Below are 25,929 nucleotides of genomic sequence, written 5' to 3'. Positions count from 1 at the left end.
TCGCTTTGCCGCTGATGTGAACGCACTGAAAATTTCATACGAAATCGGGAATAAATTTGCAACAGCGCGCGAGCGCCTTGCCGCTTCAAATCGCCTCCATGGTTACCAAGCGGCCTCGCTTGGTCGCCCGCTCCAGCCCGCTGCCATGGGCAAGAGTACCGGGCAGGGGAGGTCTTCAGAGCAGGTCGAGGGGCCCGGAGCTGTTGTGCCGAAAAGACCGAACTGATAGGTGAAAACGGAAATTTCTTGGAGGGTCGCCGGGATAGGTGTCTCCCACCCATAGTGGTAGTTTCAAGGGAAACCGGGTGGTTATCATACATATTTTCCCTGTTTGAGCGGTTGATCGGATAGAATTCGATTTAATCATCACGTAATGATGAAGTTATGGATGTTTTTTTAGGCATTTAATTGCCGATTTTGCGTCCTATTTGTGTCTATCGAATGTGAAATATTCGAGATGTTGTCACTTTCCACTCGCAGAAAAGTACTATGAGGCGAGTCTGGGGCCCTGAGAACTCTCCTTGATTGAGTTCCGGGACCCAAGACCCCATGAAATCCCAAATGACACGCGCCCGTCTGGGCGCTCTTGCTGCTGCGACCGTTGTCGCCACCTCCGTCGGCTCCTCCCTCGCCGCCAACTACACCTGGCAAACGACCGGTACCACCAACAACTGGAGTACCGCTGCCGGTGACACCAACTGGTTCGTCGATGCCGGTACCACTCTTTCTCCGTGGGCCGATGCCAATGCCGCCATTCTCGACGCCGCCACCGGTGAAACCATCACGCTTGCAGGCACGGTAGCTCCTGCCTCGACGGCCGTGAACAATAACGGGTCATGGGTGCTGGATGGCACCGGTGTCCTGGGTGGCACCGGGACCTTGACCAAAAATGGAACGGGAACACTTACCCTCTCCAACACCGTGGCCAACACCTTCAGCGGTGGCACCACCATCAACGGCGGTATCCTGGCGATTGGCACCGGCGGCACCGGAGCGAATACCAGCACGGTCAGCGCACTTGGCACCGGTCAGGCGACCATCAATTCAGGGGGAACGCTCAAGCTCTGGATCCAGAATTCCACCGCCTTTACCATCGCGAACAATCTTTCCATCGATGGCGGCAATATCCTCAACGAAGACGGCAATCACACGCTCTCCGGGACGGTGGCGGTGGGTGCTGGCGGAGCGACGCTGCGGAGCAAATGGAATGGCAAGAACCTCACCTTGACCGGAGTCATTTCCGGGGACGGAGGGGTAACGATCGCCCGGCCTGCCGAAGGAGGCGGGGCTGTGGATTCGAATGTGATTCTCACCAATTCGAACACCTACACCGGCAACACGACAGTGACGGCGGCGAGGCTGCAGCTCGGGAACAATGTCGCCACCGACAAGGGCGGCACCGGGGTGATCCGGGGAGACCTCACGGTGAATAGCCCCGGCCTGCTGACCCTCGGCTTTACCAATGCGCTGGGCTACAACGCAGGTGCGAAGGTGAACAACCTGAACATCAACGGTGCCACCGTGGATCACACAGCCAACGGTGACAATGGCTGGGGCCTCGCTTACAATTTCTCCAACGGCGGCACGCTCCAGACCACAGGGACAGGGCGCTTCTCGCTGGGCGGAGGCTCTGCCATCAATACCCTCGCCTCGCCAACCTCTTCCACCATCAACGGAAGCTTGTGGATGCGCGATAGCAATCCGGATAACCTTGTACCCTTCACCACCGCCGATGGCGCCGCGGTTTACGATCTGGTGGTGAATGCCAACATCGGCATGGGTTCCGGGGGCGAAGGTGTCGGGATCAACAAGCTCGGTGCAGGCACCATGCTGATGAATGGACCCGCTAGTACCTTCACCGGGCCTACAAATGTGAATGAGGGAACGCTGGCCCTCGGGTTGACCGGCACGCTGGCCACCTCGCCCGTGAGTGTGGCAAGCGGTGCAACCTTCCGCACGGACGCCGGTGGTAGAACCCTCGCGTCGCTTTCTGCTGCGGGTGGCTCCACCTTGGGCTTGATCGCCGCACCCGGTGTCACCACGACCGTGACCGGAGCGCTCGATCTCACGAGCGGCACGATCAACATCGCCCCCACTCTGGGAGCCGGTGTGGTGAATGGCGTGTATGATCTGGTCACCGCGGGTAGCATCACCGGCAGCGGCACGCCCGTTGTCTCCTTCAATGGACCCTATGGCAGCAGCCGTGCCACCGGAACCGTGGCGGTAAATGGCAACAAGCTGCAACTTACCCTCACCGGTACGGGTGCCGGCCTCGTTTGGAACAATGCCAGCGGTGCCGGTGCGGCGACTGGCACTTGGGATCTGAATGCGACTGCCAATTTCGACAACGGTGGATCGAATGACGTTTTCAAGGCCTTCGACTCCGTCATCTTCAATGACAGCGTTGCGGCTGGCTCGGCGAAGACCATTAATCTCGCCGGAGGCTTGGCCCCGTCTTCTCTCACGGCTGCCAATTCAAATGGTGACTACACCCTTACCGCCGCGACGGCAGGGGGAGGCCAGCTTCTCGGCGTGGGCTCACTCGTGAAGACCGGCTCGTCCAGCCTCATTCTTGGCGGAAACCTGACCTACGGCATGGTCGGTGAGATCTCGGTGTCGGGCGGGACCTTCGATCTGGGCGGCAAGACCTTGCCGGCCCAGCCGAAGTTCACGCTTTCGGGCGGTGCCACCCTGGCAAATGGAACACTGCCGGTCAGCGGTACCTCGGATCTCCAGCAAGGGACGATCTCGGGTGTCCTCTCAGGTGCCGGCGCTGTGACAAAGAGCACCGCGAACACCGTTACCCTTACCGGTAACAGCACGGTAACCGGCACCACCACCATCGCCGAAGGCACGCTGCAGATCGGCAGCGGCAGCAATACAGGAAACCTCGGCAGCGGACCCGTCGTCATCCAGACGGGAGGAACGCTCAACTACCTCCGGAGCGACAACCCGATGCCCGCGATCGCCAACCCGATCAGCGGCACAGGTACCCTGTCCTTCAGCGGTACCGGCACCTTGTTGCAATCGAGCTACACGCTCACCGGTAACAACAGCGGCTTCAGCGGAGCCATCCAAGCGAGCAACACCCGCGTGGGAATCGACAACGTGAACGACATCGGCACGGCGGCTCTCTCCACCGGCACGAATGGCCAGTTCTGGGTGACTGCGGGAACGCATGCCAATGCCTTCACGCTTTCCGGAAACGGCTGGCTTGAAGGAACCGTCGATGTTCCCGTGCAATACGGCGCGATACGTTTCGGGGGCGGCACGGTCTCAGGTCCGGTCACGCTGGCAGGGGATACCCGCCTCACGACCCAGGGAAGCACCGGCACGATCTCCGGAAACATCGGGGAAAGCGGCGGCGCCCGGAATTTGGAAATCGGTGTCACGGGCGGCTCTTCGAACCTGACTCTGTCCGGTACGAATACCTACACCGGCACCACCACCCTCACGGCAGCCACGCTTAATCTGCGCGGCAGCCTGGCGAGCTCGGCAGTCAATGTCGGGGCCGGGTCCACCTTGAGTGGAAACGGCAGCATCACCGGTCCGGTGACCTTTGCGGCCGGCGCGACGAATTTGGGCGTGAACCTCGGTCTGCCCGGCACGCTCACCACGGCGGGCGCGGCGACCTTCAATGGCACGACCACGGTCACCGTCACTCCCGCTCCGGGGCTGACGCCGGGTGGCTCGATCCCCCTGATGAACTATGCGTCCACCACGGCGACCCCGGCAAACTTCGTCTTGGCGAATTCCGCGAACTTCCGTCAGGCCGTCTTCAACGTCGGCGCCACGGGGCTGACCTTGAATCTCGGCTCCAAGGCTGTCACCTGGAGCGGTACCGGCGGTCTTACTTGGGATGTCGCCACGACATCCAACTGGCTCGATGGTGCGTCGCCCAGCCCCTACTATCAGGGCGATGCGGTGAACTTCACCGATGCCGCAGGCACCGCGAATGGCACCGTCACCATCACCGCGGCATTGACCCCGGCCTCCGTCACGGTCAACAACTCGACCACCGTGCCCTACACCTTCACCGGTGCAGGTAGCATCGGTGGCGGAGCGTCGCTGACCAAGACCGGCACGGGTGACCTGAACCTGAATGCCGCCATGACCTATTCCGGCGGCACCGTCGTGAATGGCGGGCGCGTCATCGTGGACGGAAACGGACCGGGGAATCGCCAGGTCGCAGGCGGTCTTATCACCGTGAACAATACCGGCACCTTCGAGGTGCGCGGTGTCAACGCGATGCCAAATGCCGCCAACTCACCCAACGTGACGGTGAATGCCGGTGGCACCCTGCGCCTCGTGACGGGCTTCAGCCCCGTCGCTACCGCCGCAAATAGCCACGCCCACCTTGGGAACCTGACGCTGAACGGCGGCACCGTGGATATGACCTATTCCGGCACCGGAGCTGCCTACAACAACGAGTCCATGCAGTTGAATGGCACTCTCACCGTCGGCGGCAGCGCACCTTCCATCATCCAATCCTCGGAGACCACGGCCAACCAAGGCATCGCCCTTCCCGGCAACCGGACCTTTGCGATCGCCAATGTCACTGGAAACGCGAATCCCGACCTGGTCATCACCGCGGAAGTGGAGAATAGCGATTCCGACAATGGGCTGCTGACCAAGACCGGCGCGGGAACCTTGGAACTCGTCGCTCCCAATAGCTACTCTGGCGGCACGAATGTGACCGAAGGCACGCTGACGATCTCGAACGCTCTCAATGGCAGTGCCACCGGCACGGGCGCCGTGACGATCGCTGCGGGAGCCACGCTGAATGGAAATGGCACCGCCACGGGAGCTACCACCATTGCGGGTACGGTGGCCCCGGGACCCGGCATCGGCCAGATCCGCACCGGAGCCCTCACGCTCACCGGCACCTATGCCTGTGAGATTGATGGCATTGCTTCCGACCTGCTCGAGGTGAATGGCAACATCAACCTCTCCGGCGCGACGCTGAATCTTTCGCAGGTCACCCCTGCGACCGAGACCAGCTATGTGATCGGTAGCTGGACTGGCACGCGAACGGGATCCTTTGCCACCGTCACCGGACTCCCGACCGGCCTGAGCGTGATCTACGATGAGAATGCAAAGTTGATCCTCATCGGCGTGGCTACCGGCTTCACCGAATGGATTGGCGGATTCCCGGGTCTCTCTGACACCACCGCGGGTGGCGATCCGGATAATGACGGCTTCGTCAATCTCCTCGAATACATCCTCGGCGGAAACCCTGGCGAGAGCTCGACCGCGATTGCACCGACCCAGCTGGTCACCGGATCGAATGTCGAGTTCAGCTTCAAGCGCAGCGACGACTCGGAGGGCGATACCACCCAGATCGTCCAATGGAGCACCGACCTCGAGAGCTGGACTGACATCCCGATTCCCGGATCGAGCGCAGGAAATGTCGCCATCATCGAAAACGGCGCCAACAGCGACGACGTGAAGGTGACGATCCCGAGAGCGGCGAATACGAAGATCTTTGTCCGCTTCACCGCGGCGAACTGATCCGGCTGCAAGCGATCATCGATTCCAAGCCCTCCGCTGGTTCATCCGGCGGAGGGCTTTTTTCCATCGGTTGGACAAAGTTGCCCGGGTGGCCTCGGCCAGGCCACGTCTCACTTCGACGCAAATCGCGCCAGCTTCTCAGGATTCCGGACATCATACATCCGGCCGATCTTTCCATCCCATGGGTCAAAGAGGATCACATCGGTGGCCTTCCCGTCGCTGAGGTACATGAAGCCTTCCAAGCCATTGAAGCGCACCTCGCGGGTCTCGTCGGGCGGGATCTTTCGGCGTGTGAGGCTTTCGAACATCCGCGCGATCCGATCGCTGCCGTAAATCGGCCGGATCGCGGCTCTGACGATGCCGCCTCCATCATTGAGTAGCACCGCGTCGGAATGCAGGAGTTGCTTCAAGCCTTCCAGATCACCACTCCGGGCCGCTTGAAGGAAAGCCGCCGCGAGTCTCCGTCCTTCGCCCGCTTCCACCGGATGGCGCGGAGCTTGGGAACGGAGATGGCGCCGCGCTCTCGAGGCAAGCTGGCGGCAGGTGGCAGCCGGCCTTGCCAGGAGCTCGCCGATCTCCTCGAAGGATTGGCCGAAGATGTCGTGGAGCAGGAAAGCAGCGCGTTCAAGCGGGGTGAGCCGCTCCATGGCGATCATCACCGCGTAGGAGACGTCTTCGCCCGTGACTTCGTCCGTTTCCTCCGCCACCGGCTCGGGCAGCCATTCGCCCACGTAAGTCTCGCGCTTCACCCGTGCCGATTTGAGGTGATCCAGGCACAGGCGCGCGGTGACTTTGGAGAGGAAGGCTCGCGGTGCCTCGATCTCGTTCGGTGGCACCGCCGCCCATCGCAGCCAGGTTTCCTGCACGATGTCCTCGGCGTCGGCCAAGGTGCCCAGCATGCGGTAGCCCAGTGAGCGGAGGAACGGACGGTGCTCCTCAAAAATGGCGGTGCAGGGGTCCATCAGGCGCCCATAGGATGCACCGCGCGGAAGGAAACGGCCAAGCGATTCCAGATGTTGATCGCACCGATCAGCAGTGTGATCTGCAGCCTTTCCTGCTCCGTGAAGTGCTTGGCGAATTCCTCATACACGTCGTCCGGGACGCCCGTCTGGGAAAGAAGGGTCACGGATTCGGTCCACGCCAGGGCCGCGCGCTCCTTCTCGGTGAAGGCGGGGGATTCCTTCCACACGCAGAGGACGTTCAGGCGCTGCTGGGTCTCGCCGTGCTTGAGGAGATCCTTCGAGTGCATGTCCACGCAGTAGGCACAGCCATTGATCTGCGAGGCCCGGAGCTTGATCAGCTCCCGCAGGCCGAAGTCCAGCGTCGTGCTGGAGACGTGCTTCTCGAGCGCCAGCATGGCTTGGATCGAGGGAGGATCGGCTTTGTAGTAATCGAATCGTTGTTGCATGTCATGATGCGCCACCGGCGCACTAGGATGAACGAGATAGCCCCCCGGAACGTGACACGCGGGGGCAAAAAAAATCCCAAGCGCTGGAAAGACGCTTGGGAATCATTTGTTTGCGCTCGTGAAGGGGCTTATTTCGCCGCAGGAACCTTCAGCAAGGGCGTCAGGATCTCCTTCCAGATCTCGTAGCCCGCCTCACTCATGTGCAGGCCGTCCTCCACGAAAAGGTTCCGGATTGGCTTGCCGTCCTTGTCCAGGTAACGGTCGCAGGACCCGGCGACGTAGGTGATCCGCTTGTCCGCTTCCGCCGCTTTGCGGAAGCGCTCGTTCAGATCCGCTTCCGTCTGGATGATCGAAAAGCGGGACGGGCTCGGGCGCACCGCCAGGACGATGAGTTTCGTCTCCGGCAGCTTTTCGAAGAGGCGGGTGCGGAATTCGGTGAAATCCTCCTCCACCTGCTCCGGGGTTTTCTTGTCCCACAGGTCATTCCCGCCGCAGTAGAAGACGACAAGCGAAGGCTCATAGCGCAGCACGCAGCGATCGAGGTAGTGATTCACTTCCGAAATATGGCTGCCGCCGAAGCCGCGGTTCAGCGCTTTGCTGTCCGGGAAGTATTTCGGAATGTTGAGAAGCCTGATGCTGGAGCTGCCGGTGAAGACGATCCCGCCTTTCTCCGGCGGCGACTTGGTATCGGCGGCGTCGAAGGCCTCGATCTCCTTGGCAAAACGCTCGGGGCTAGGATCCGGGGCTGCAAAGAGCGGGCCGGAAAGGGCCACCAGAAGGGTGAAGAGAAGTCGTTTGAACACGTGGCGCATACGGTGACCCTAGGCTCGCTTCTTCTGCATCGCGTGTCAGTAAATCTTCATCCAACCAGCCACGATGAAGAATTCGTGAAGCTAAGTCACTTGTATTAAGCAGGGGGAGCGTGGGGGTAGTTCTCGGCATGAGGCTGTTTGCCAGGCAGATTTTGAGCGCGGCCGCATTGATCGTGCTCCTTCCGACCGTTATTCTGATCCCTTATGCCGCGTTAGGCTTCTTGATCGCGCTGGCAGGGCTCTTCAAGTCGGGAGGAGGCTTCGCTCCCTCCTTGCTGATGCTGGTCTGGATCAGCGGATATTTCACGATTGGTATCACCTACCTCGCGCTCCTCACGCCTTTGCCAAGGATGGCCGGATTTATCCTCTGGTCGCTCCCGGCCAGCTATCTTCTGCTCATGTTCATCTACCAACCTTGGAATGCCTTCTGGCCGATGGCGGGGGGTAGCAGTAGCGGCAATGGTTTCGCGACGTGGGCAATGACCTCTCTCTCGATCCTCTTTCCGATCTCCTTGATCGGTTTCTGGCTGGAGAGGCCAAGGGCAGAAAAGCTGCCGCCCCCTTACCCGGGTTAAGGCCTCTCGATCACCCGTAATCCGGTCGGTGCCGAAGGTGGCATGCCGCCCCCCTGCAGCACGATCGCTGAAGTGACGTGTGAGCCCACTTGCGCATACGCGGCAATATTTGCGAGCGAGGTTGCCGAGGCTTGCTCGCTACGGAAGGCATAGTTGTTGGCGATCACCACCGCAGCGCTCCCCGGTGGGGTGACCGTCGCGGAGTAAGTGCGTGCGGCCACGTTGATCGTCATTTGCACCTTGTAGACGACCCCCGCTTGATAGGGGAGCTCATTGGCTGCCTGGTAAGAGCCACCGTTGCGGGCATCCACCACGCCCGTCGGAGCAAATCGCACCACTGCGGCGACACCGCCGAAAGCGGAGGCACTGGTGGAGGACAGTCCGGTGAAGGCGTCGATGTTTGTGGCGCTGGGGCGCATGTTGAAGGAAATCGTGAAGGTTCCGGTCTGCGCCGCGATTGCCTTGTTCAGCCACGCGGCACCGGTGGTCGCCATATATTCGCTGGCAGGAGCTCCCGCGAAGTCCGCCCCGTCGATCCAGCCCGTGGCGCCATTGTCAAAATACACCTGCCACCACTCGATCCCGTCCGCGCTCGTGGGTCCGGACATGATGGAGCCGAAGGCACCATCCGCGGCATTCGAGACCAGGGGGGCATTCGCTGAAGCTTCCGCCCGCACGTTCGTAGCGGCGGTGATCTCGATCCGGGCACCACCGGAGAAGGCCGGTGGGTCGGGCGGCGGCTCGCTGCCGCCTGGCAGACCGTGGAAGGGCTTCAACACGTCATCCCAGAGTGAGCGGTTGTAGGCGAAGCCCCGGCTTCCGCCGTAAGATGGATAATCGACGAGCGCCTGGGCCTTGCCCTTGGCGTAGCCGATGTAGCCCTTCTCCGCCTTGTACCACAGGTCCGTGTTGCCGATGTTCATCCGGCTCACAGCCAGTATCGCCGTGGTCGAAGAAGGATCCCAATAGCCGGCCACGATCAGCGAGAGCTGGTTCGTCATATGCGGGCGGTAGCCGTCGAAGGCATAGATGAAAGAGCTACGCTTGCCGTTCGCATCGGAGGAATCGAACTCCTTCAGCATCCCTGTCACGCCCTTGTTCGGCAGTGTATCCGCTCCGGAAACAATCTTGCCCGCACCTCCGATCCCAGCACCGTCGTTGAGCCCCGCATTCACTTTCTGCCCGTAGGTATCCTTGAGCAGTGCCTCGTAGATCTTCAGGTAGCTGTCCAAGGAGTTGCCGTAGTACTTATAGCTGTCTACTGCGGCTTCGATCGTGCTGCCAGACGGGGCCTTCGAAGTCGGGTTCGCCGTCTTCCAATTGAAGGTCTCGTAGATATTCGGCAGGTCGTTCGCATTGAGTTCCGCGACGAAGGAGGCATGGTTGTAGTCCGCCAGGATCGTTTTGGCATTGGCCGTGCCGAAGTAGGCCATACCGGTCAGGACCCCGCCGATCATGCCTTCGCGATAGTTCGGATTCCAATCGCGGTTCAGGTTGTCGTCGCCATCCAGCGCATACTCTTGCGTGTTGGCCTTCACGTAAGGGTTGTTATCGCTGGTGGTGAAGGCATTCGCGACCAGCGTCGCCTTCATGATCAGATCGATGCGCGTCTTCTCGGTCGCGGTGAGCTGGTTCCAGATCCGCGGCGTGTTCTTGACGATGACGAACATCCCGGTGGCATGCCGCTCATGCTGGGCGGGATAGCCGCCGTTGGCTGTGGGCTCCTTGCCTGCGGTCAGGGTCCAGCGGATCTGTTCCAGAAGCCTCCCGTCGGCACTGGTATTCCCCCCATGGGCTGCCACCGCGAGGGCGATTGACGCGCCGCCGAAGAACGCACCGTTGGTATGAGCGCCGCCGGAGAAGCTGCGGTTGAAACTGATAAGGGGTGCCGCGATCGCGGCGTCCACGGCCGCTTGGGACGGTCCGGGAAGCTCTGCTGCGGATAGTGAATAGACCGCGCAAATCCCCGCCAAGGCCTTTGAGACGAGCTCCTTGGTCATGAGCCGGATAAAATACATAGCGCCGAACAACCATCAATCCGGATCGCTTTTCAAGAGGGAGTTCGTGGCGTTAGGTCGGATATCTACGCGTTCCGGGATATCGCGGGAAACTGTAAATCAAGGATATGTCCGGCAGGGCGTAGGAAGTTTTGCCTACATTTCCTCCCATGTGACATTGACTCGGAATAACGCCTCTCCTGAGATGGTTCCGATATGAAATCGGCAAGGATAGTCTTGTTCGGAATTCTTTGTTTCGGCGCCGGTCTTGTCACGGGACGTTTTTGGAATCGTCCGGACACGCCGGAGAACGCTGCCTCAAGCCTCGCGACCAAAGCTCCGGCCACGCCCGGAAAGCACGTCGTTCCCGACGAGCGGGCGGCGGCTGCCAAACGGGATCGCGAGCAAAAGAAGGCACAGCAGGCCCGAACGGATCTGGAGAAGCAGCAGGCGGACATGGATGCCCGGCAGAAAGCCTACAACCGGATCAAGCCGTTGATCGATGATGCCCTGCAGCTTGATGATGAAGCAAAGCGCACGGCTGCCATCGAGTCGTTCCGGAAAGCGCTTGCCAGCAGTGATCCGGACGAAGTTCTCGCGGGGCTATCGGGCCTTTCGGCCGTACACGATCTTGCCTTTGACCGTGCTCTCTTCCGTGACGCGTTGAAACCCCATCTTCAATCGGACAATGAGGCAATCCGTCGTGCCGCGTGGTATGGGATGATCCAGTGCGGCCTTCAGGACGAAGACATCAAGCTCCTTCGCGAGGTTGCGAAGACGAAGGGTTGCGGCGAATCGACCTCCCATCTGCTTTTCGTGGCGGAGAAAGGAGATCTCACCGGAGAGTCGGGAGCCATCGTTCGGGACTTGATCCGCTCCGAAAGGCCGGAAACCAAGCGTGGTGCCATGAACGGCATCTGGGGAGCGAAGCTGTCCCCCGAACTGGAAGAAGAGGTCATCGCCCTCAGCCGTCAGAAGGAATATGAGCACGATGCGATTTACTATTCTCTTAGTACTCAAGCCAACAAGAGCTTGAACACCGTGAATCGCCTCATCGAGGCGCTGGCTCATCCGGATTCCTATAACACCGGCGGCCGCGCCGCTTGGGGGCTGCAGCAGGGAGTCTCGAAAGAACTCGCGCCCCGCGTCGCGGATGCCGCCGTGAAGGTGGTGGGCAGCCGTGCCTCCGGCTATATGTGGGATCAGTGCTGGACCTTGCTCACCCGCTACGCGGGACCGGACAATCTCGACCAGCTCCGCGAGCTAGCCGCCAAGCCGGGAATCCAAGGCGAAAAGAAAGCCAAGCTGGATGCGATGATCGAGGGTTTCGAAAACGCTTCACAATAAGTTGCCAACCTGACAAAGCGGTTTCACTCCGTCGGTATGCTCCGGAATGAAGCTCGGCTTCCTTCCTCTCCTCGCCGCGGTCGCTTATGCCGAACCCGAAGCTCTCCGCTTCGAGATCCAGCCGGGCGACAATCTTCAGGATGTCCTCAACGTCGCCCGCGAGGCGAGAAAGGGGAGGGCCGACAAGCCGATCGAGATCGTCCTTGGAGACGGGCTGTACGTCCTCTCGAAACCACTTGAATTCGTCCCTTCCGATTCCGGCCTGCCCAACGCACCCTCCCGGCTCATAGCGGCGAAGGGGGCCAAGCCCGTGATCAGCGGCGGGCGAAAAATCACCGGGTTTACCATGCGTCCCGACGGCCTGTGGGAAACCAAGGCCGAAGGCCCGGCCTTCGAGCAGCTCTGGATCGGAGGCCGCCGGGGTGTCCGCTCCCGCGAGCCCGATCAGGGCTTCTTCCGCATGAAAGGCGTGGAGGAAGAAAAGCATCCGGACGACATGGCCACCCAGACGGTTGAAATGGGAGACGATGCCATGGCCTGGCTGAAGAACCTTCATCCCGCCGCCTTGGAACGCGTGCAGATGCTGGCCTATCACAAGTGGGACAATACCCGCCGCTCCATCGCAAAGGTGGAAGGCAATCGCTTTATCACCCGTGGCCACACCATGAAGCCGTGGAATCGCTGGGATACGAAGAGCGGGATCGTCTTCGAGAACCTCGAAGCTGGTCTCGATGAGCCCGGCGAATGGTTCCTTTCACCCGAAGGAAAGCTCCTCTACAAGCCGCGTCCCGGTGAAGATCCCGCGACCACCGAAGTCGTCGCCCCTCTCTCTGAAAAGCTTCTCGTGATCGGGAAAGAGTCCGGAGATCCAGTCCAGCACCTCCAGATCCGCGGAATTTCTTTCCAACACGCAGCTTGGACGTCCCCGCCCGGCGGCTTTGAGCCCAGCCAGGCGGCCTCACCGATCGAAGCCGTGATCCAGATCGATCACGCGTCGGACATCACCATCGAGGACTGCGAGGTCGCACACACCGGCCTCTATGGTGTCTGGATGCGGGACGCTTGCCGGAACATCCGCGTCTCACGCTGTTACCTTCATGACCTCGGCGCCGGAGGAGTCCGCATCGGAAACATGGAACAGGGCCGGAATACGGGCGCGAACCTGGTGGAAGACTGCATCATCCGGGACGGCGGAAAGACCTTTCCCTGCGCCGTCGGTCTTTGGATCGGCCATAGCGGGGACAATCTCGTGCGCCACAATGAGATCAGCCATTTTCCTTACACCGGTGTCTCCGTTGGCTGGCGTTGGGGCTACGATTCCAGCGAGGCGAAGGGAAACAAGATCACCCACAACCACATCCATCACATCGGGAATGGCCTGCTCAGCGACATGGGTGGCATCTACACGCTTGGCCCATCTGAAGGCACCGTCCTGGCGAGCAACGTCATCCATGACGTCATGTCCTACGATTACGGCGGCTGGGGTCTCTACAATGACGAAGGCAGCACCGGCATCCTGTTGGAGAACAATCTCGTCTATCGTACGACCACTGGCGGCTATCACCAGCACTACGGAAAGGAGAACATCATTCGGAACAATATCTTCGCCTTTGCCCGGGACCAGCAACTCCAGTTTTCCCGCGCCGAGGAGCATCTCTCTTTTCGCTTCACTGGAAACATCGTCCTCTGGGAAAAGGGGCCGCTCTGGAACGGCGGGGCAGGGGGGAAGGGGAAGATCGAGTGCGATAACAACCTCTACTGGCGCAGCGATGGCGGGGAGATCGAGTGCTTCGGCATGAAGTTCGCGGACTGGCAGAAGACAGGCCACGATCAGCACTCGGTGATTGCCGATCCCGGCTTTGCCGATCCTGCAAACGGCGGCTTTCGCTTCAATGACGCATCCATCCCCGCGAAGATTGGCTTCAAGCCCTTCGATCCTTCCGAGGCTGGAGTTCGTGGCGATGGTGCTTGGAAGAAGCTGGCTCAGGAAGTCCCTGCGGATTGGGCCTCGCCCTAGCGGCTCGGCACAAGAAAGAGGAGCGCCGTAATGTTACCGTAATCTTTTGCGGGGAGGCTCCCCGATTCCCAAAGAGAATCGCTGCCCACCCCCGCATGAAAACCCTGACACTTCTTCTTCACGCTGCCTTCCTCTGCTGGGCTTCCATCGCTTCCGCCGCGCTGCGAATCAACGAGGTCCACGCCAATCCTCCGGGCACCGATGTGCAGGGGACCGATGGCTACGAATACATCGAGATCATCAGCACCACCGGAGGTGTGGAGAGCACGGATACGTTTTTCCTGCTGCTCTTGGATACCGATGGCGGGAACATGGGCCGCGTCGACGGGGTTTGGAACCTGAATGGCATGGCCACCGGCACCAATGGGATTCTCCTCCTCGGCTTGAACTACGCGAGCACCGGTGGCGGCCCATGGGCGGGCCGCATTGCCCCGGGGACGGCACTCGGAAATCTTGCCATCCCGCCGGGGAAGGACGGGCTGATTGAACCCAACCGCGCCTGGACGATCCTGTTGGTGAAAGGCTTTGGCGGCACCGTGGGCGTCACCGATGTCAGTGCGGACGATGTGAACCTCAACGCCGGCATCCGCTCGAACCTCCACGATGCCGTGGGCCTCAATGAAAATCTGATCGCGGGAAGTGATGACGAAACACCTTTCCGTCAGATCGCCGATCTTAGCCAATCGACCTACTCGCCGGGCAATGTCTCCCGCATCGCCGGAAACATCACCGCCAATGCGAAGACGGCTTGGTTCGGAGGCGAAACCACGGGCGCGAACAGCCTCTCCGTTTCGCTTGATCCGCTGAAGCGTTTTGGATCGCAGATCAATCCGGTGGCGACTCCCGGCGCGCCGAATATTCCGCCGGTGCCTGCGGAAATACGCATCAATGAAGTGGCCGTGAACCCACCGGGATCGGACGGAAACTACGAGTTTGTCGAACTACTGAAAATCGGCGGCGATGCCACCACCGGCCTCGGCTATCACCTGCTCGTGATCAACACCGACAACAGCAGCGATACCACCTGTTTCACGGACCGATCGCTCGGTGTGATCGTGGAGGCGTGGGATCTGTCCGCAGTGGAGTTCGGCTCGAACGGACTGGCACTGATCGGTGAGGACTACGATGAAGGCTTGTCGCCATGGCGGGATCATGTGGATCCGGCCACGGTGCTTTCGGACATCGGCAGCAGCGCGGATCCGGATGAGATCAAGCTCGGCACCAATGACATCGGGAACCAGATCTACATTCGCGAAGGCGGAGTCTGCACCACGGACCGCACCAACAATGGATTCACCCTCCTGTTGGTGAAGGATTTCACCGGCTCCGCCCTGCAGGATCTCGACACCAATAATGACGGCACGCTGGATGCCACGCCGTGGAGCAGCATCGTCGATAGCGTCGGCTACGCCGGAGCCACGCCTACCTATGCCGTGGCGGACTTGAGTCAACCGGGCTATCAGCCGGACAATCTTTCCAGAAAGGCAGGCAACACCACGGCGAACAGCGCGGCGGCCTTCTACGGCGGCCACCATTCGGGCGACAATCCCTTCCACATCGGCTTCGGTAGCGGATTCTTCGGTGGCTTCCGTGGTCATGCCACTCCCGGTCGTCCCAATCTCAGTACCGCTCCTGCCCCGGCACCGCTGGTCGTGAATGAAGTAAACTTTGCCCCGCCGGGAAATGCCGCCGAGTTCATTGAGCTGAAGAGCACGGGCGATAGGATTGCGGCGGCTCAGGGATACTCCATGCTGCTGGTTTCCACCGCTTCAGAAGATCGTGGTGAAGTACTAAAGACCTACGACTTGGCCGACTACTCCACCGGCCCGAATGGTCTCCTCCTCATGGGAGAGCTCTTCGAAAGCCAGGCAAACACGATCTTCCCCACAGGCGCTGTCCGCGCAGACACCGCCGTGGAAAGCGGGCCGCCTGGCTTTGTGGGCGGAGATCTGCCGGATCAGGATTTCGCCCTTTTGCTTGTTACCGGTTTCAGCGGCTCGGTCGGAATGGATCTCGATGCGAACAACGACGGCACCATTGACGCCGGCCTCGGCTTCACGATCGCGGATGGCATTGCCTTCGGACCTCTCTCTCATCCTTCGATCACCGGATTCCCCGCAAGCTTGGCAGCGGACAATATCTCCCGCTCCGGAAACGACCCGCACGGCTGGTACGGCGGTACCATTGCAGGCAGCAACGCAGGCAGCCTCACCTACGATTCCTCCTTCGGGCCTTGGATCGGAACGGTTACCCCGGGACAAGGAAATCACTCCGCTGCTCCTTCTTCCTCCCTGGTCGTGATCAATGAAGCCAACGTCAACCCACCCGGCGCTGACCTGAATTACGATTACGTCGAACTCCTTTCCACCGGCATCAAGGAGCAGTCCTTGAATGATCTCACCCTGATCGCCATCGATACCAGCGCGGGCGAAGACGGCCTCGGAAACGTCGGCGAGATCTCCCGCATCTGGGCTCTCGACTCGCTGGCCACCGGCAGAAATGGCCTCATCCTCATGGGCGATGGCTACGCCACCTCACCCGAAGGCGGTCCCTTTGCCAGCGTGAAGTCCCCGCTCACCTCCACCGGCGATCCGGTGGGAATGAATGTCGATATGCTCTCCAGCAACGATGGCCTCGCCCTGCTTCTCGTGCGCGGCTTCAGCGGTCGCTTGGGACAGGACCTGGACACGGCCAATGATGGCGTCCTCGACCTTAGCCCTTGGACGGAGATTGTGGACTCCATCGTCTTCGGAGATGTCGCTTTCGGCCTCCCCGATCTGTCGCAGGGAAGCTATCGCCCGGACAATCTCTCCCGCGGAGGCCGCTTTGCCGATCTCGTGGCGAGTGATAGTTCCAAGTGGTACGGTGGCACCATCGCCGGAACGAGCGGCGACTCCGTGGCCTTCGATCCCTCCAAGTCCTTTGACTTCACCGCTGCCGTCGGCACCGGTAGCGCCACCCCGGGTCGCCTGAATCTCGGCGGCGTCCTCGATGATGAGGTGGACAATGACCTCGATGGCCACGCCAACCTCCTCGAACTCGCCTTCGCTACCGACCCGGACAGCGCGGACCGCACAAAGTTCCCGAAGAACCTCGCGCTCGAAATCGGCGGCCAGACCTACCTCGGACTTTCCTTCTCGCGGCCGAAAGGCGGAAGCGGCAGTGCTCTCGATTACACCGCAGGAAACATCCGCTACGTCGTCGAAGTTTCCGATAACCTTGGAGCCTGGGTTCCCGCCGGTGCCAGTGTCCTCCAAGTCTCTGCAAGCGATGACGGCAACGGAGTCTCGGAAACCATCGTCGTGCGGCTCGCGGATCCTTCCTCACCCTCGGGAACGAAGCGCTTCCTCCGTCTCCGGGCAGAGAGGCTGTGAAAATAAGAACGGGCTCCGATCGTTCGTAATCGGAGCACGGTTGGATGGACTGGCTTTCAGGGTAACTCTTCGATGAGATGCCGGAACAAGTCCTTCTCGCGGGAGCTCCTTTTCCCTTGATCCGTAGAATTGCGGAATGGGACCTAGGTCGGAGTTGCGTCAGTTGATATGTCTAACATGTAAGAATTTGGTTCTAGGAGGGAATCCGGTTGCCGCGGATTCGCATTTTCATCGCTGCCCGCTTGCGCTAGACCCACCGGCATCCGGCATGAGTGCCACCCCTCCCGATATTTCCCGTCCGGCGACCGAGCAGCTTGATACTCTCATCGAGCGGATCGGTGCCGTGCCACTCGCTGAGATCCTGCGCGATCTCCTGGAGCACAGCGCCCGCGCGCTGAAAGTCGAGCGTGTGGGCTACTGGAGCATGGAATCCGGAGGCCGCGCCATCCGCCGGGAACTTCAGTTCCTCCTGTCCGAGCAGCGCTTCGATGACGAGTTGCTGCACTTGGAAGCATCCAGTTTCCCTTTCTATTTCAAGGCCCTGCACCAAGGTTCGAATCTTGTGGTGTCGGATGATACCATGGCGGATCCACGCCTCGCCGAGTTTCAGGAGACCTATTTCAGGCCGCTCGGTATCAGCTCCATGCTCGATGCTCCGGTCCACCGCCACGGGCGCCTTTTTGGCGTGGTGTGCCATGAGCACGTCGGGGAGATGCGTCATTGGACGGCGACCGAGGTGGACTTCGCCCGCTACGTTGCCCAGTGGGTCGCGCTCGCCGTCGAAATCGATGGCCGCCAGCGCGCGGAGATTGCCCTCCGGGAAAGCGAGGCCCGCTACCGCATGGTCATGGAGCACACGCCTACCCCCACGGTGGTGCTCGATCTGGAAAACAACGGACGCTTCCTCGAGGCGAATGAGAGCGCCGTTCGCTTTTACGGCGTCAGCCGGGAGCGCCTGCTCTCGGGAGGTCCGGCGGACTTCAGCCCGGAGTATCAGCCGGATGGCCGCCTCAGCACCGAGTCCGCCCGGGAGAAAATTGCCGCCGCCCTCGATGGCGAGGAGCCGGTCTTCGATTGGATGCACCGCGGGGGAGACGGCCGGGACATTCCCTGCTCCGTCCACCTCGCCCGCATGCCGGGGCGGAAGAATCCACGCATCATCGCTGCCGTCACTGACAAGACCGAGCAGCTTCGCACCGAGGAAACGATGCGTCGCGCCTTGGAAAACGAGCGTGAGCTTAGCGAATTGCGGTCCCGCTTCACCGCGATCGTTTCCCATGAATTCCGCACGCCCCTCGGCGTGATCATGTCTGCCGTCGAACTGCTGCGGAATTACCACGACAAGCTTCCGGTCGAGCATCGCGTCGATCTCTTCGAGGACATCCACGCCGCCACCCGCCGCATGGGGGATCTTATGGAGCAGGTCCTCGTGCTCGGTGGGGCGGACGCGGGAAAATTGGCCTTCACCCCGGAGCTGCTCGATCTGGAAGGACTCTGCGCCAAGCTCGTCGACGAGTCCCTTTCCGCGACCCTGCACAAGTGCCCGATCGAGCACGATTTCGCCCCGACCCTTGAGGGTGCCATTGCCAGCGAATCCCTCCTTCGCCACATCCTTTCGAACCTCCTTTCGAATGCGGCGAAGTATTCTGCCGAAGGTAGTCCGGTCAGCTTCCGGGTGAGCCGCGAGAATCGGGAAGCGGTCTTCACGGTCAGCGACCGCGGCATTGGGATTCCCTCGGAAGATCAGTCCCGGCTTTTCGAAGCCTTCCACCGCGCCAGCAATGTGGCGGATCTGCCCGGCAGCGGGCTCGGCCTCTTGATCACGAAGCGCTGCGTGGAACTCCACGGCGGTAGCATCGGCTTCCTCTCGGAGGCCGGGGAAGGCACCACCTTTACCGTGCGGCTGCCAGTCTTCGGCTAGTACCGCGGCTTTCGGCGACCATCAGCATGGCACCGGAGACGAGCTGGTAAAAGGCCACCCATGCCTGCCGGGTTTCCAAGGTGAAATCCCGGCCGAGGATATCTTCCAGCATCGAGATCATGGCCGTCCCCACCGTGGCATATTGGCCAGGCTTCACGCCATATTCGGCGTGCTGCTCCGCCAGTTCGCGGAGGGTCGCGGCCAGCTCGATCGGGCGGTCTAGGAGGTCCAAGGCTTCGTCCAAGGTGTCGTTGAGCTTCAGGGCCTGAAGCTCGATGTCGGTCTGGAACAGCGGCCGCAAGGTCGGGTCCAGTTCGAAGAGTTGGCGGTAAAAGTAGAAGGCGGCGACGTCAGCCTGGCGCTTGACCAGGGAGAAAGACTTGCGCAGCCGGAGGATTTGTTCTGCGGTCATCACGGCTCAAGTAAATCAGGACGGGGGGAAACCCGCACTCCGACTTTGGTCGGATGGGGGATTCTCCCATGCCTTGAATCGCCTTCCCTCCCATGAAAAAGAAGATCCTCGTCGTCGAAGACCAGCCCCAGATGTTGAAGAATCTGGCGCTGATGCTCACCCTGGAGGGCTACGAAGTTTTCACTGCCGACAACGGGAAATCCGGCGTGGAGACCGCGCTCGAGCGGCTGCCGGATCTCATCATCTGTGATGTGATGATGCCCCAGCTCGATGGCCATGGTGTCATCCAGACCCTGCGTGCCGAACCGACCACCGCGACCATCCCCTTCATCTTTCTCACTGCTCGCAGCGATCGCGGGGACGTCCGTACCGGCATGAATTCCGGCGCGGATGACTACTTGGTAAAGCCGGTCCCGCGCCTTGATCTGTTAGCCGCGGTCGAAGCCCGCTTGGCGCGTGCCGAAGCGGTCGAGGCCCGAGTGCAGGCCGCTGCGACGAATATTGGCTTTCAGCCGGACTACTCCAGCCACGAGCCGCTCATGACCCTTGGCCTCACCAACCGTGAGGCGGAAGTCCTCCTGTGGGTGGCCCAGGGAAAGAGCAATGGTGATGTCGCCGCGATCCTCGGCATGAGCGAAAAGACCGTGAAGCAGCACCTCGGCAGCATCTTCGCGAAGCTCGGCGTAGAGAACCGGAACGCCGCGGCGCTCCAAGCGGTGGAGGTTTTGGGCAAGCCGAAAGGCTGAGCGATTCCGCTTTGCCGGTCGGATGGAGTTGATAGGAAGGGAATGGATGCCAACGCCTTTCCCCAAGAAAACCACCGTAGGGGCCGCCGTGCTTTGCCTCGCGGCGCTGGTTTTCGTCCTAATGCCGTCACGCGACCAAGGCGTGGGGACTGATGCCGGACCGGAGAAGGGCTCCCGTACGGGGAGTCGCCCGACCTCCGCATCCCGCTCCCCCAAAGTCGAGCGGGCCCGGACCGCGGGACTGGTCAAGCGCTCCTTCGCGGAAACACTCGCCCTCGCGTCGGACGGGGGCTTGGACGAGCAGGGACTCACCGCGGAGCAGATCAAGACCTTCGTGGACGCGAGGAATCGCAGTGTGGATTCCCTGCTGGCCGCCTTCAGGTTGGGCGGAGGCGAGGCCTATCTGAAAGAAGCCGAGGAGAGATTTCCGGATCATCCCCAGGTTCTCATCATAAGCCTGTCCCAGGTGCAGGACGCGGAGAAACGGCTCGCGATTCTGGAGAACCTCAAGCGTGTGGCTCCCGACAACTCGATGGGGAATTGCATGGCGGCGCGTGCGCTCTTCCAGCTTGGCAGGAAGGATGAGGCGCTCGAGGAATTGCGGAAATCGGTCGGCAAGCCGTTGGACGATTTCACGATCGCATCCGCCCAGAATGCAGAGGAAGCCTTCCTTTTTTCAGGCATGCCGCCGGCCCAGGCGAAATTGATGGCGCTCTATGGGGGAACCAAGAGCTTGGTGCTTCAGCTCCGCGACCTCTCCGACCATATGGCGAAGTTGGGCGAGGAATTCCGGGCCGGGGGAGACGAAGCATCCGCGGAATCCGTGCGAGGGATCCAGTCCGGATTGGGCCAGCAGCTTCAAGGAGAGGGAACCCTTGTCGACATGCTGGTGGGAATGGTCATCGAGAAGAAAGCCCTGCGCGACATCGACTCCGATGAAGCGCGCGCACGGTTGGAAGAGATCGAGCAGTTGAAACAGAACGTCACCGGCAGGATGAAGCAGGTTACCGAGTTGATGAAGGATCCCTCGGTGGCGGAAGGCGACTGGGCGCTCTACTTCGATCGCGCGAAGCTCTTTGGCGAGACCGCGGCGAACGACTGGATGCTGGAGAAGTATCCGCAGCGTTGAACCCGCGGCCACGCGTTGACGGCTGCCTCAGATCACGCCGAGTTCTTTCCCCGTCTTCACGAAGGCCTCGATCCCGCGATCCAGTTGCTCGCGCGTATGTGCCGCGCTGATCTGGGTGCGGATGCGCGCTTTGCCTTGTGGCACCACCGGGAAGAAGAAGCCGATGGCATACACCCCGTGCTCCAACAGCTTGTCCGCGAACTTCTGGGAGAGCGCCGCGTCGCCAAGCATCACCGGAGAGATCGGGTGATCCTTCCCAGCGATGGTGAAGCCGGTGCCGGCCATCGCGCTGCGGAAGTAGTCGGTGTTCGACTTCACCCGGTCGGCGAGTTCGGTGGAGGCTTCGAGCATTTCGAAGACTTTCAGCGAAGCGGCCACGATCGGCGGGGCGATGGTGTTCGAGAAAAGGTAGGGGCGGGAGCGCTGGCGCAGTAGTTCGATGATCTCCTTCTTGCCGGAGGTATAGCCGCCGGAGGCTCCGCCGAGGGCCTTGCCCAGCGTGCCGGTGGTCACGTCGATCTTCCCGAAAAGTCCGCAGTGCTCGTGCGTGCCGCGGCCACGGGCACCGAGGAAGCCGGTCGAGTGGCAGTCATCGAAGTGAACCAGCGCGTTGTATTTGTCGGCCAGTGCATGGACCTGATCGAGATCACAGATGATGCCGTCCATGGAGAAGACACCGTCGGTGGTGATCAGCTTGAAGCGTGCGCCATCGGCATCTGCCGCCTTCAGCTGTGCTTCCAGATCGGCCATGTCGTTGTTCGCGTAGCGATAGCGCTTCGCCTTGCACAGGCGCACGCCATCGATGATCGAGGCGTGGTTGAGCGCGTCGGAAATCACCGCGTCCTCCGGGCCGAGCAGCACTTCGAAGAGTCCGCCGTTTGCATCGAAGCAGCTCGGATAGAGGATCGTGTCCTCCGTGCCGAGGAACTCGGAGATCTTTTCCTCCAGCTGCTTGTGCAGCGTCTGCGTGCCGCAGATGAAGCGCACGCTCGCCATGCCGAAGCCCCAGCGGTCCACCGATGCCCGCGCCGCAGCCACCACCTCGGGATGATCGGCCAAGCCTAGGTAGTTGTTCGCGCACATGTTGATCACCTCGCGGCCATCCTTCAGGCGGACGGTCGAGTTCTGGGTCGAGTCGATCAGGCGCTCCCGCTTGTAGAGGCCGGCGGATTCGATTTCGGAGAGCGTCGTGCGGAGGTGGGAGGCAAGCGCGTCGGAGTACATGGCGGCGGAGATTGAACAGCAAATCGCCGGACCGGAATGCGGATTTCGCGCAAACATTGTGCGGAAAGGAGTCATTTCCATCTTTTGACCGAATGCCCCGCGCGCGCCGCTCGTTTCAGACAACACGCTATGAATGCTTCCAAGTCCCTCCTCGTCCTTTTTGGATCCTATGCTCTCATTTGGTCTTCAACTGCGGAACCAGAGTCCTCGGGAACAGCTCCCGTAGATCAGGCATGGGAGACGAATGATCCGAATCCGGATCCCTTTGCTCCCCATCAGGATTCCTCCATGCGTCTGGTCTTCCCGGCAGGGCGCGATGGGGAGGAGCGTGCCGCCCTGCTCTTGCGTCTGGAGATCTGGGAAGGGTCGAGCTTGGAAGCGGTCCGCTGGCAAGACGAGGTCGCAGATGGCTCATCTTGGGAGCAATTGCGAAAGGACTTCCTCGCGGGAAAGGCGCTGCTGGCCTTCAATTCCTCGCTCGGCATCGACCAAGCGACCGCCGCAAAGGGGCAGTCGATCGTCGAATACATTTACCCGACGGAATATGAACCGCCGGCGCAACCGGTTGCCGCGAAGGCCAGGGAGGAAGGTGTCGCCGGGGATAGCGAGTGGCGGAACTGGCTCGATTCCGCCGGCAAATATGCGGTCCCGACCTCCTTCGAGACCCGGAATACAGGTAGCACCTTTGAGGCGAAGGTTCAAGCGGTGACCGCTGAAGATCGTTCTTGGGATCTCGCCCTCAGCTTCGATGACGTGGCGTTCCTCGGGAACCTCTCGCACGGGGCGAAGGACCTGCTGGTCGAGATGCCCTCTTTCGGGACATTCCGTACGGGCGGTCTCATCCGTCTGAAGGAAGGCAAGTGGCGCATGCTCTCGGTGTTGGAGCCGCCTCGGGGCCTCGATGGAAAACGCTCTGAGAAACGATGGGTGACTTTGGTCCGGATCGATCCCGAAGGATAAGTGGATCCACCGGCCCTAGCCTTTCCGGCTGGGGACCACTGGTGCGGATTCAAGGAGATCTGCCGGCATGGTAAATCTCGGCCATGTCAGCTCTCTTCCTGTGTCCTCCCTTGAGCGATTGTGTGGCGCGAAACCGGGTCGGCCGCCTGTTATTTTCCCTGTTTTATCAGGCGGAACAGGCGGTGACCTCCGCCCGATTTCGGAGGGGGAAATGGTAAGCCTCTCCAAAAGAAAGGAACAATTTTTGATGCCGCCGTGGCCCTGCCGTTTTATGGAAAGGTCATGTTACCCTGTGCTCTTTCCGCGGATGTGCCTCTTTTAATCGATTTCGATGCATCCTCGGAGAATGAAGCCATCGCGGCCGTGGCAGGACAACTCGCCGGGGATCCGCGGATTCTCCAGCCGGACCGCTTCCTTGAGGCGGTCTATGAGCGCCAGAAGATCAATCCTCCCTTGCTCGGCAGTGGCATCGCCCTTCCCCACGCCCGCTGCACCGCGGTGTCTGAGATCGTCATGGCCGTGGGCAGACTGGCCTCCCCGGTGAAGTTCGGAGACACCCCCGTCAGACTGATTTTTCTCGTGGGAGTTCCGCCCCAGCGGATCTCCGAGTACCTCGCGATGACGGCTTCCCTGGCCCGCCGCCTCAGGGCTCCGGGCGTGGTGGAGAAGCTCTTGTCGGCGAAGGATGAAGAGACTTTCCGAGCCGAGCTTGCGGGATCATGAGCGACGAAGCGGCCAGCAAGCCGGACTTGGGGGCGGCTGCCCGGCGCTTGGTGCGTGCCCGCATCTGGCTGGCCGAACGGCTGCGCGTCGGCGAGATGCAAGCCACTCTTTTCTGGGCCGTTCTCATCGGCATTGCCGGCGCATGGGCTTCGATCGGCTTCAAGGAAGCCACCGAATGGCTCCACCAGGTTTTCACCGGCTATCGGGAAAGCTATGTGGAGAGCTTTGTCGCCATGCCTCACTGGAAGCGGGTCATGGTCCCGGCACTGGGTGGGCTATTAGCCGGCTTCACGCTGCTTTGGGGCAGCCGCTTCAAGGCCACCGCGAACACCACCGATTACATGGAAGCCGTGGTGGTGGGGGACGGGAACCTTTCGGTCCGAGCCAGCTTGGTGAAGTGCATCTCGGCCTGGTTTTCCAGTGCCTCCGGCGCCTCGATCGGACGGGAGGGTCCCTTGGTGCAGCTTTCCTCGCTGGTCGCCTCGGTGGCGGGCAGATGGTTCGCTTTCCCCTTGGCCCGAAAGCGCCAGCTGGTCGCTTGTGGCGCCGCCGCAGGCATCGCGAGCGCTTATAATGCGCCGATCGCCGGGGCCTTCTTCGTGGCAGAGATCGTCCTGGGCTCGCTGGCGATGGAGTCCTTTGGGCCGCTGGTGGTTTCCTCCGTGATGGCCACCTTGGTGACCCGCGCTCACTACGGGGCGGAGGCTCTTTACGCGGCTCCGGCCTTTCATTTCGGCTCGAATTGGCAGCTGCTCGTCTACCTTGTGCTCGGCCTTGCGGCTGGCCTGTTGGTCCCGCTCTTCCTCGGTCTGCTCAAAAGCGTCGAACAAGGCTTCACCAAGCTGAAGCTGGTGTCGCCGCTCCGCCTCATGTTGGGCGGCTTGATTGTCGGCGGTCTCGCGGTGGTCCATCCGGAGGTCGCGGGAAATGGACGCAGCCTTGTCTTTGGTGTCCTGCACCATCCCGGCATCTGGCAGGAGCTCGTGATCATTCTGGCCTGCAAGCTTCTCGCGACCGCGGTGACCTTCGGCTCCGGCGCGGTGGGTGGTGTCTTCACGCCCACGCTCTTCACCGGTGCCGCCACCGGCTACCTGTTCGGCTTCGGCGTCACCGCTCTTTTTCCCCAGTCTGGAATCGAGCCCGGAGCCTGCGCGCTGGTCGGAATGGGGGCCTTCCTGGCGGGAGCCACTGGCGCTCCCGTGATGGCGATCCTGATGCTCTTCGAGCTGACCATGAACTACGAGGTCCTGCTCCCCGCGCTGATCGCCAGCGGAGCAGGCTACTACCTCTGCCGCATGTGGAATGTGCGTCCGCTTTACGGTGAGGCTCTCGACCGGAAGGGTGCCGCCGTGGTCGCCCAGCATCTGGCCACCCTGAAGGTCGGTGACCTGGCGGCCAACGACAGCACCACCCTTTCTCCCGCGGCCTCCTTCGGCGAAGTCGCCCGTGCCTTCCTCCAGTGCAAGCACGACTCCCTGAATGTCGTGGAAGGCGGCCAGTTTGTCGGTGTCGTTTCCCTGCACGACATCAAGCCCTACCTCGATCAGCCGGAGCTGGAAGGTCTCCTGATCGCCCACGATGTGATGCGGGAGGATCCTGTGCGCCTGCTCCCCTCCCAGACGATGAGCGACGCGCTGGATGCCTTCAACGCCTCCGATCTGGGCCGCCTCCCCGTGACCGGCCCGGGCGGGGCCTTCCTCGGTTCCCTGACCCGCGGGGACGTCCTCCTCTTCCTCGCGGGAAAGCCGAAAACCGCGGCGGATGCGTGAAAAG

Annotated in this window: 17 protein-coding genes; 11 read left to right on the top strand and 6 right to left on the bottom strand. The window is 61.3% G+C overall.

Translation table 11 applies throughout. From position 1 onward, the window contains the following. The first annotated feature begins 561 nt into the window (after positions 1-561). On the top strand, positions 562-5,511 hold the full coding sequence (locus HHL09_RS10445) for a beta strand repeat-containing protein (protein WP_169454587.1): 4,950 nt from the start codon (positions 562-564) through the stop codon (positions 5,509-5,511). A 110-nt stretch (positions 5,512-5,621) separates the two neighbouring features. On the opposite strand, the gene HHL09_RS10440 is transcribed toward HHL09_RS10445, so the two are convergent. The 3 genes from HHL09_RS10440 to HHL09_RS10430 form a co-directional block, all read right to left on the bottom strand. Further along, a complete protein-coding gene (locus HHL09_RS10440) occupies positions 5,622-6,473 on the bottom strand; it encodes a sigma-70 family RNA polymerase sigma factor (protein ID WP_169454586.1) in 852 nt (283 codons plus the stop codon). After that, on the bottom strand, positions 6,473-6,919 hold the full coding sequence (locus HHL09_RS10435; RefSeq protein ID WP_169454585.1) for a carboxymuconolactone decarboxylase family protein: 447 nt from the start codon (positions 6,917-6,919) through the stop codon (positions 6,473-6,475). The genes HHL09_RS10440 and HHL09_RS10435 overlap by 1 nt, the downstream gene beginning before the upstream one ends. A 128-nt stretch (positions 6,920-7,047) precedes the next feature. After that, positions 7,048-7,722, bottom strand: a complete 675-nt coding sequence (locus HHL09_RS10430) for a GDSL-type esterase/lipase family protein (protein WP_169454584.1) — start codon at positions 7,720-7,722, stop codon at positions 7,048-7,050. Positions 7,723-7,859: 137 nt separating this feature from the next. On the opposite strand from HHL09_RS10430, the gene HHL09_RS10425 reads away from it, so the two are divergent. After that, positions 7,860-8,306, top strand: coding sequence for a hypothetical protein (locus tag HHL09_RS10425; protein WP_169454583.1), 447 nt, complete (start codon positions 7,860-7,862; stop codon positions 8,304-8,306). On the opposite strand, the gene HHL09_RS10420 is transcribed toward HHL09_RS10425, so the two are convergent. Further along, entirely contained in the window at positions 8,303-10,306 is a 2,004-nt protein-coding gene (locus tag HHL09_RS10420; RefSeq protein WP_169454582.1) for an acetylxylan esterase family protein, read from the bottom strand. The two genes, HHL09_RS10425 and HHL09_RS10420, sit on opposite strands and share 4 nt — an antisense overlap. 234 nt (positions 10,307-10,540) lie before the next feature. Here HHL09_RS10420 and HHL09_RS10415 point away from each other — a divergent pair, with 234 nt between their 5' ends. The 4 genes from HHL09_RS10415 (at position 10,541) to HHL09_RS10400 (ending at position 18,962) form a co-directional block, all read left to right on the top strand. Beyond that, positions 10,541-11,650, top strand: coding sequence for a hypothetical protein (locus HHL09_RS10415; protein ID WP_169454581.1), 1,110 nt, complete (start codon positions 10,541-10,543; stop codon positions 11,648-11,650). Between the two features lie 46 nt (positions 11,651-11,696). Beyond that, on the top strand, positions 11,697-13,667 hold the full coding sequence (locus HHL09_RS10410) for a right-handed parallel beta-helix repeat-containing protein (protein ID WP_169454580.1): 1,971 nt from the start codon (positions 11,697-11,699) through the stop codon (positions 13,665-13,667). Between the two features lie 95 nt (positions 13,668-13,762). Beyond that, positions 13,763-17,041 carry a hypothetical protein gene (locus HHL09_RS10405; RefSeq protein WP_169452446.1) on the top strand — a complete coding sequence of 1,093 codons (3,279 nt, stop codon included), beginning with the start codon at positions 13,763-13,765 and terminating at the stop codon, positions 17,039-17,041. 268 nt (positions 17,042-17,309) lie between these two features. Next, the gene (locus HHL09_RS10400) at positions 17,310-18,962 is read left to right on the top strand and encodes a sensor histidine kinase (RefSeq protein WP_169454579.1); all 1,653 of its coding nucleotides are present in this window, start codon (positions 17,310-17,312) and stop codon (positions 18,960-18,962) included. Here HHL09_RS10400 and HHL09_RS10395 read toward each other — a convergent pair. Further along, positions 18,934-19,374 carry a globin domain-containing protein gene (locus tag HHL09_RS10395; RefSeq protein WP_169454578.1) on the bottom strand — a complete coding sequence of 147 codons (441 nt, stop codon included), beginning with the start codon at positions 19,372-19,374 and terminating at the stop codon, positions 18,934-18,936. The genes HHL09_RS10400 and HHL09_RS10395 overlap by 29 nt on opposite strands. A 92-nt stretch (positions 19,375-19,466) precedes the next feature. On the opposite strand from HHL09_RS10395, the gene HHL09_RS10390 reads away from it, so the two are divergent. Both HHL09_RS10390 and HHL09_RS10385 read left to right on the top strand, forming a co-directional pair. Next, the gene (locus tag HHL09_RS10390; protein WP_169454577.1) at positions 19,467-20,120 is read left to right on the top strand and encodes a response regulator transcription factor; all 654 of its coding nucleotides are present in this window, start codon (positions 19,467-19,469) and stop codon (positions 20,118-20,120) included. 121 nt (positions 20,121-20,241) lie between these two features. Continuing rightward, complete coding sequence (locus HHL09_RS10385) at positions 20,242-21,249, top strand: tetratricopeptide repeat protein (RefSeq protein ID WP_169454576.1); 1,008 nt, start codon at positions 20,242-20,244, stop codon at positions 21,247-21,249. 27 nt (positions 21,250-21,276) lie between these two features. On the opposite strand, the gene kbl is transcribed toward HHL09_RS10385, so the two are convergent. Continuing rightward, positions 21,277-22,473 carry a glycine C-acetyltransferase gene (gene kbl / locus HHL09_RS10380; RefSeq protein ID WP_169454575.1) on the bottom strand — a complete coding sequence of 399 codons (1,197 nt, stop codon included), beginning with the start codon at positions 22,471-22,473 and terminating at the stop codon, positions 21,277-21,279. A gap of 288 nt (positions 22,474-22,761) precedes the next feature. Between kbl and HHL09_RS10375 the strand changes: the two genes are divergently transcribed. The 3 genes from HHL09_RS10375 (at position 22,762) to HHL09_RS10365 (ending at position 25,925) form a co-directional block, all read left to right on the top strand. Next, positions 22,762-23,433, top strand: coding sequence for a hypothetical protein (locus HHL09_RS10375; RefSeq protein WP_169454574.1), 672 nt, complete (start codon positions 22,762-22,764; stop codon positions 23,431-23,433). 282 nt (positions 23,434-23,715) lie between these two features. Further along, a complete protein-coding gene (locus HHL09_RS10370) occupies positions 23,716-24,156 on the top strand; it encodes a PTS sugar transporter subunit IIA (protein WP_169454573.1) in 441 nt (146 codons plus the stop codon). Then, complete coding sequence (locus HHL09_RS10365) at positions 24,153-25,925, top strand: ClcB-like voltage-gated chloride channel protein (RefSeq protein WP_169454572.1); 1,773 nt, start codon at positions 24,153-24,155, stop codon at positions 25,923-25,925. Before HHL09_RS10370 ends, HHL09_RS10365 begins: the two co-directional genes overlap by 4 nt. The last annotated feature ends 4 nt before the right edge of the window (positions 25,926-25,929 follow it).

The organism is Luteolibacter luteus, assembly GCF_012913485.1.
Taxonomy (GTDB): domain Bacteria; phylum Verrucomicrobiota; class Verrucomicrobiia; order Verrucomicrobiales; family Akkermansiaceae; genus Haloferula; species Haloferula lutea.
Note: the sequence above shows the minus strand (reverse complement) of the source record. Positions and strands in the feature narration are given on the sequence as shown.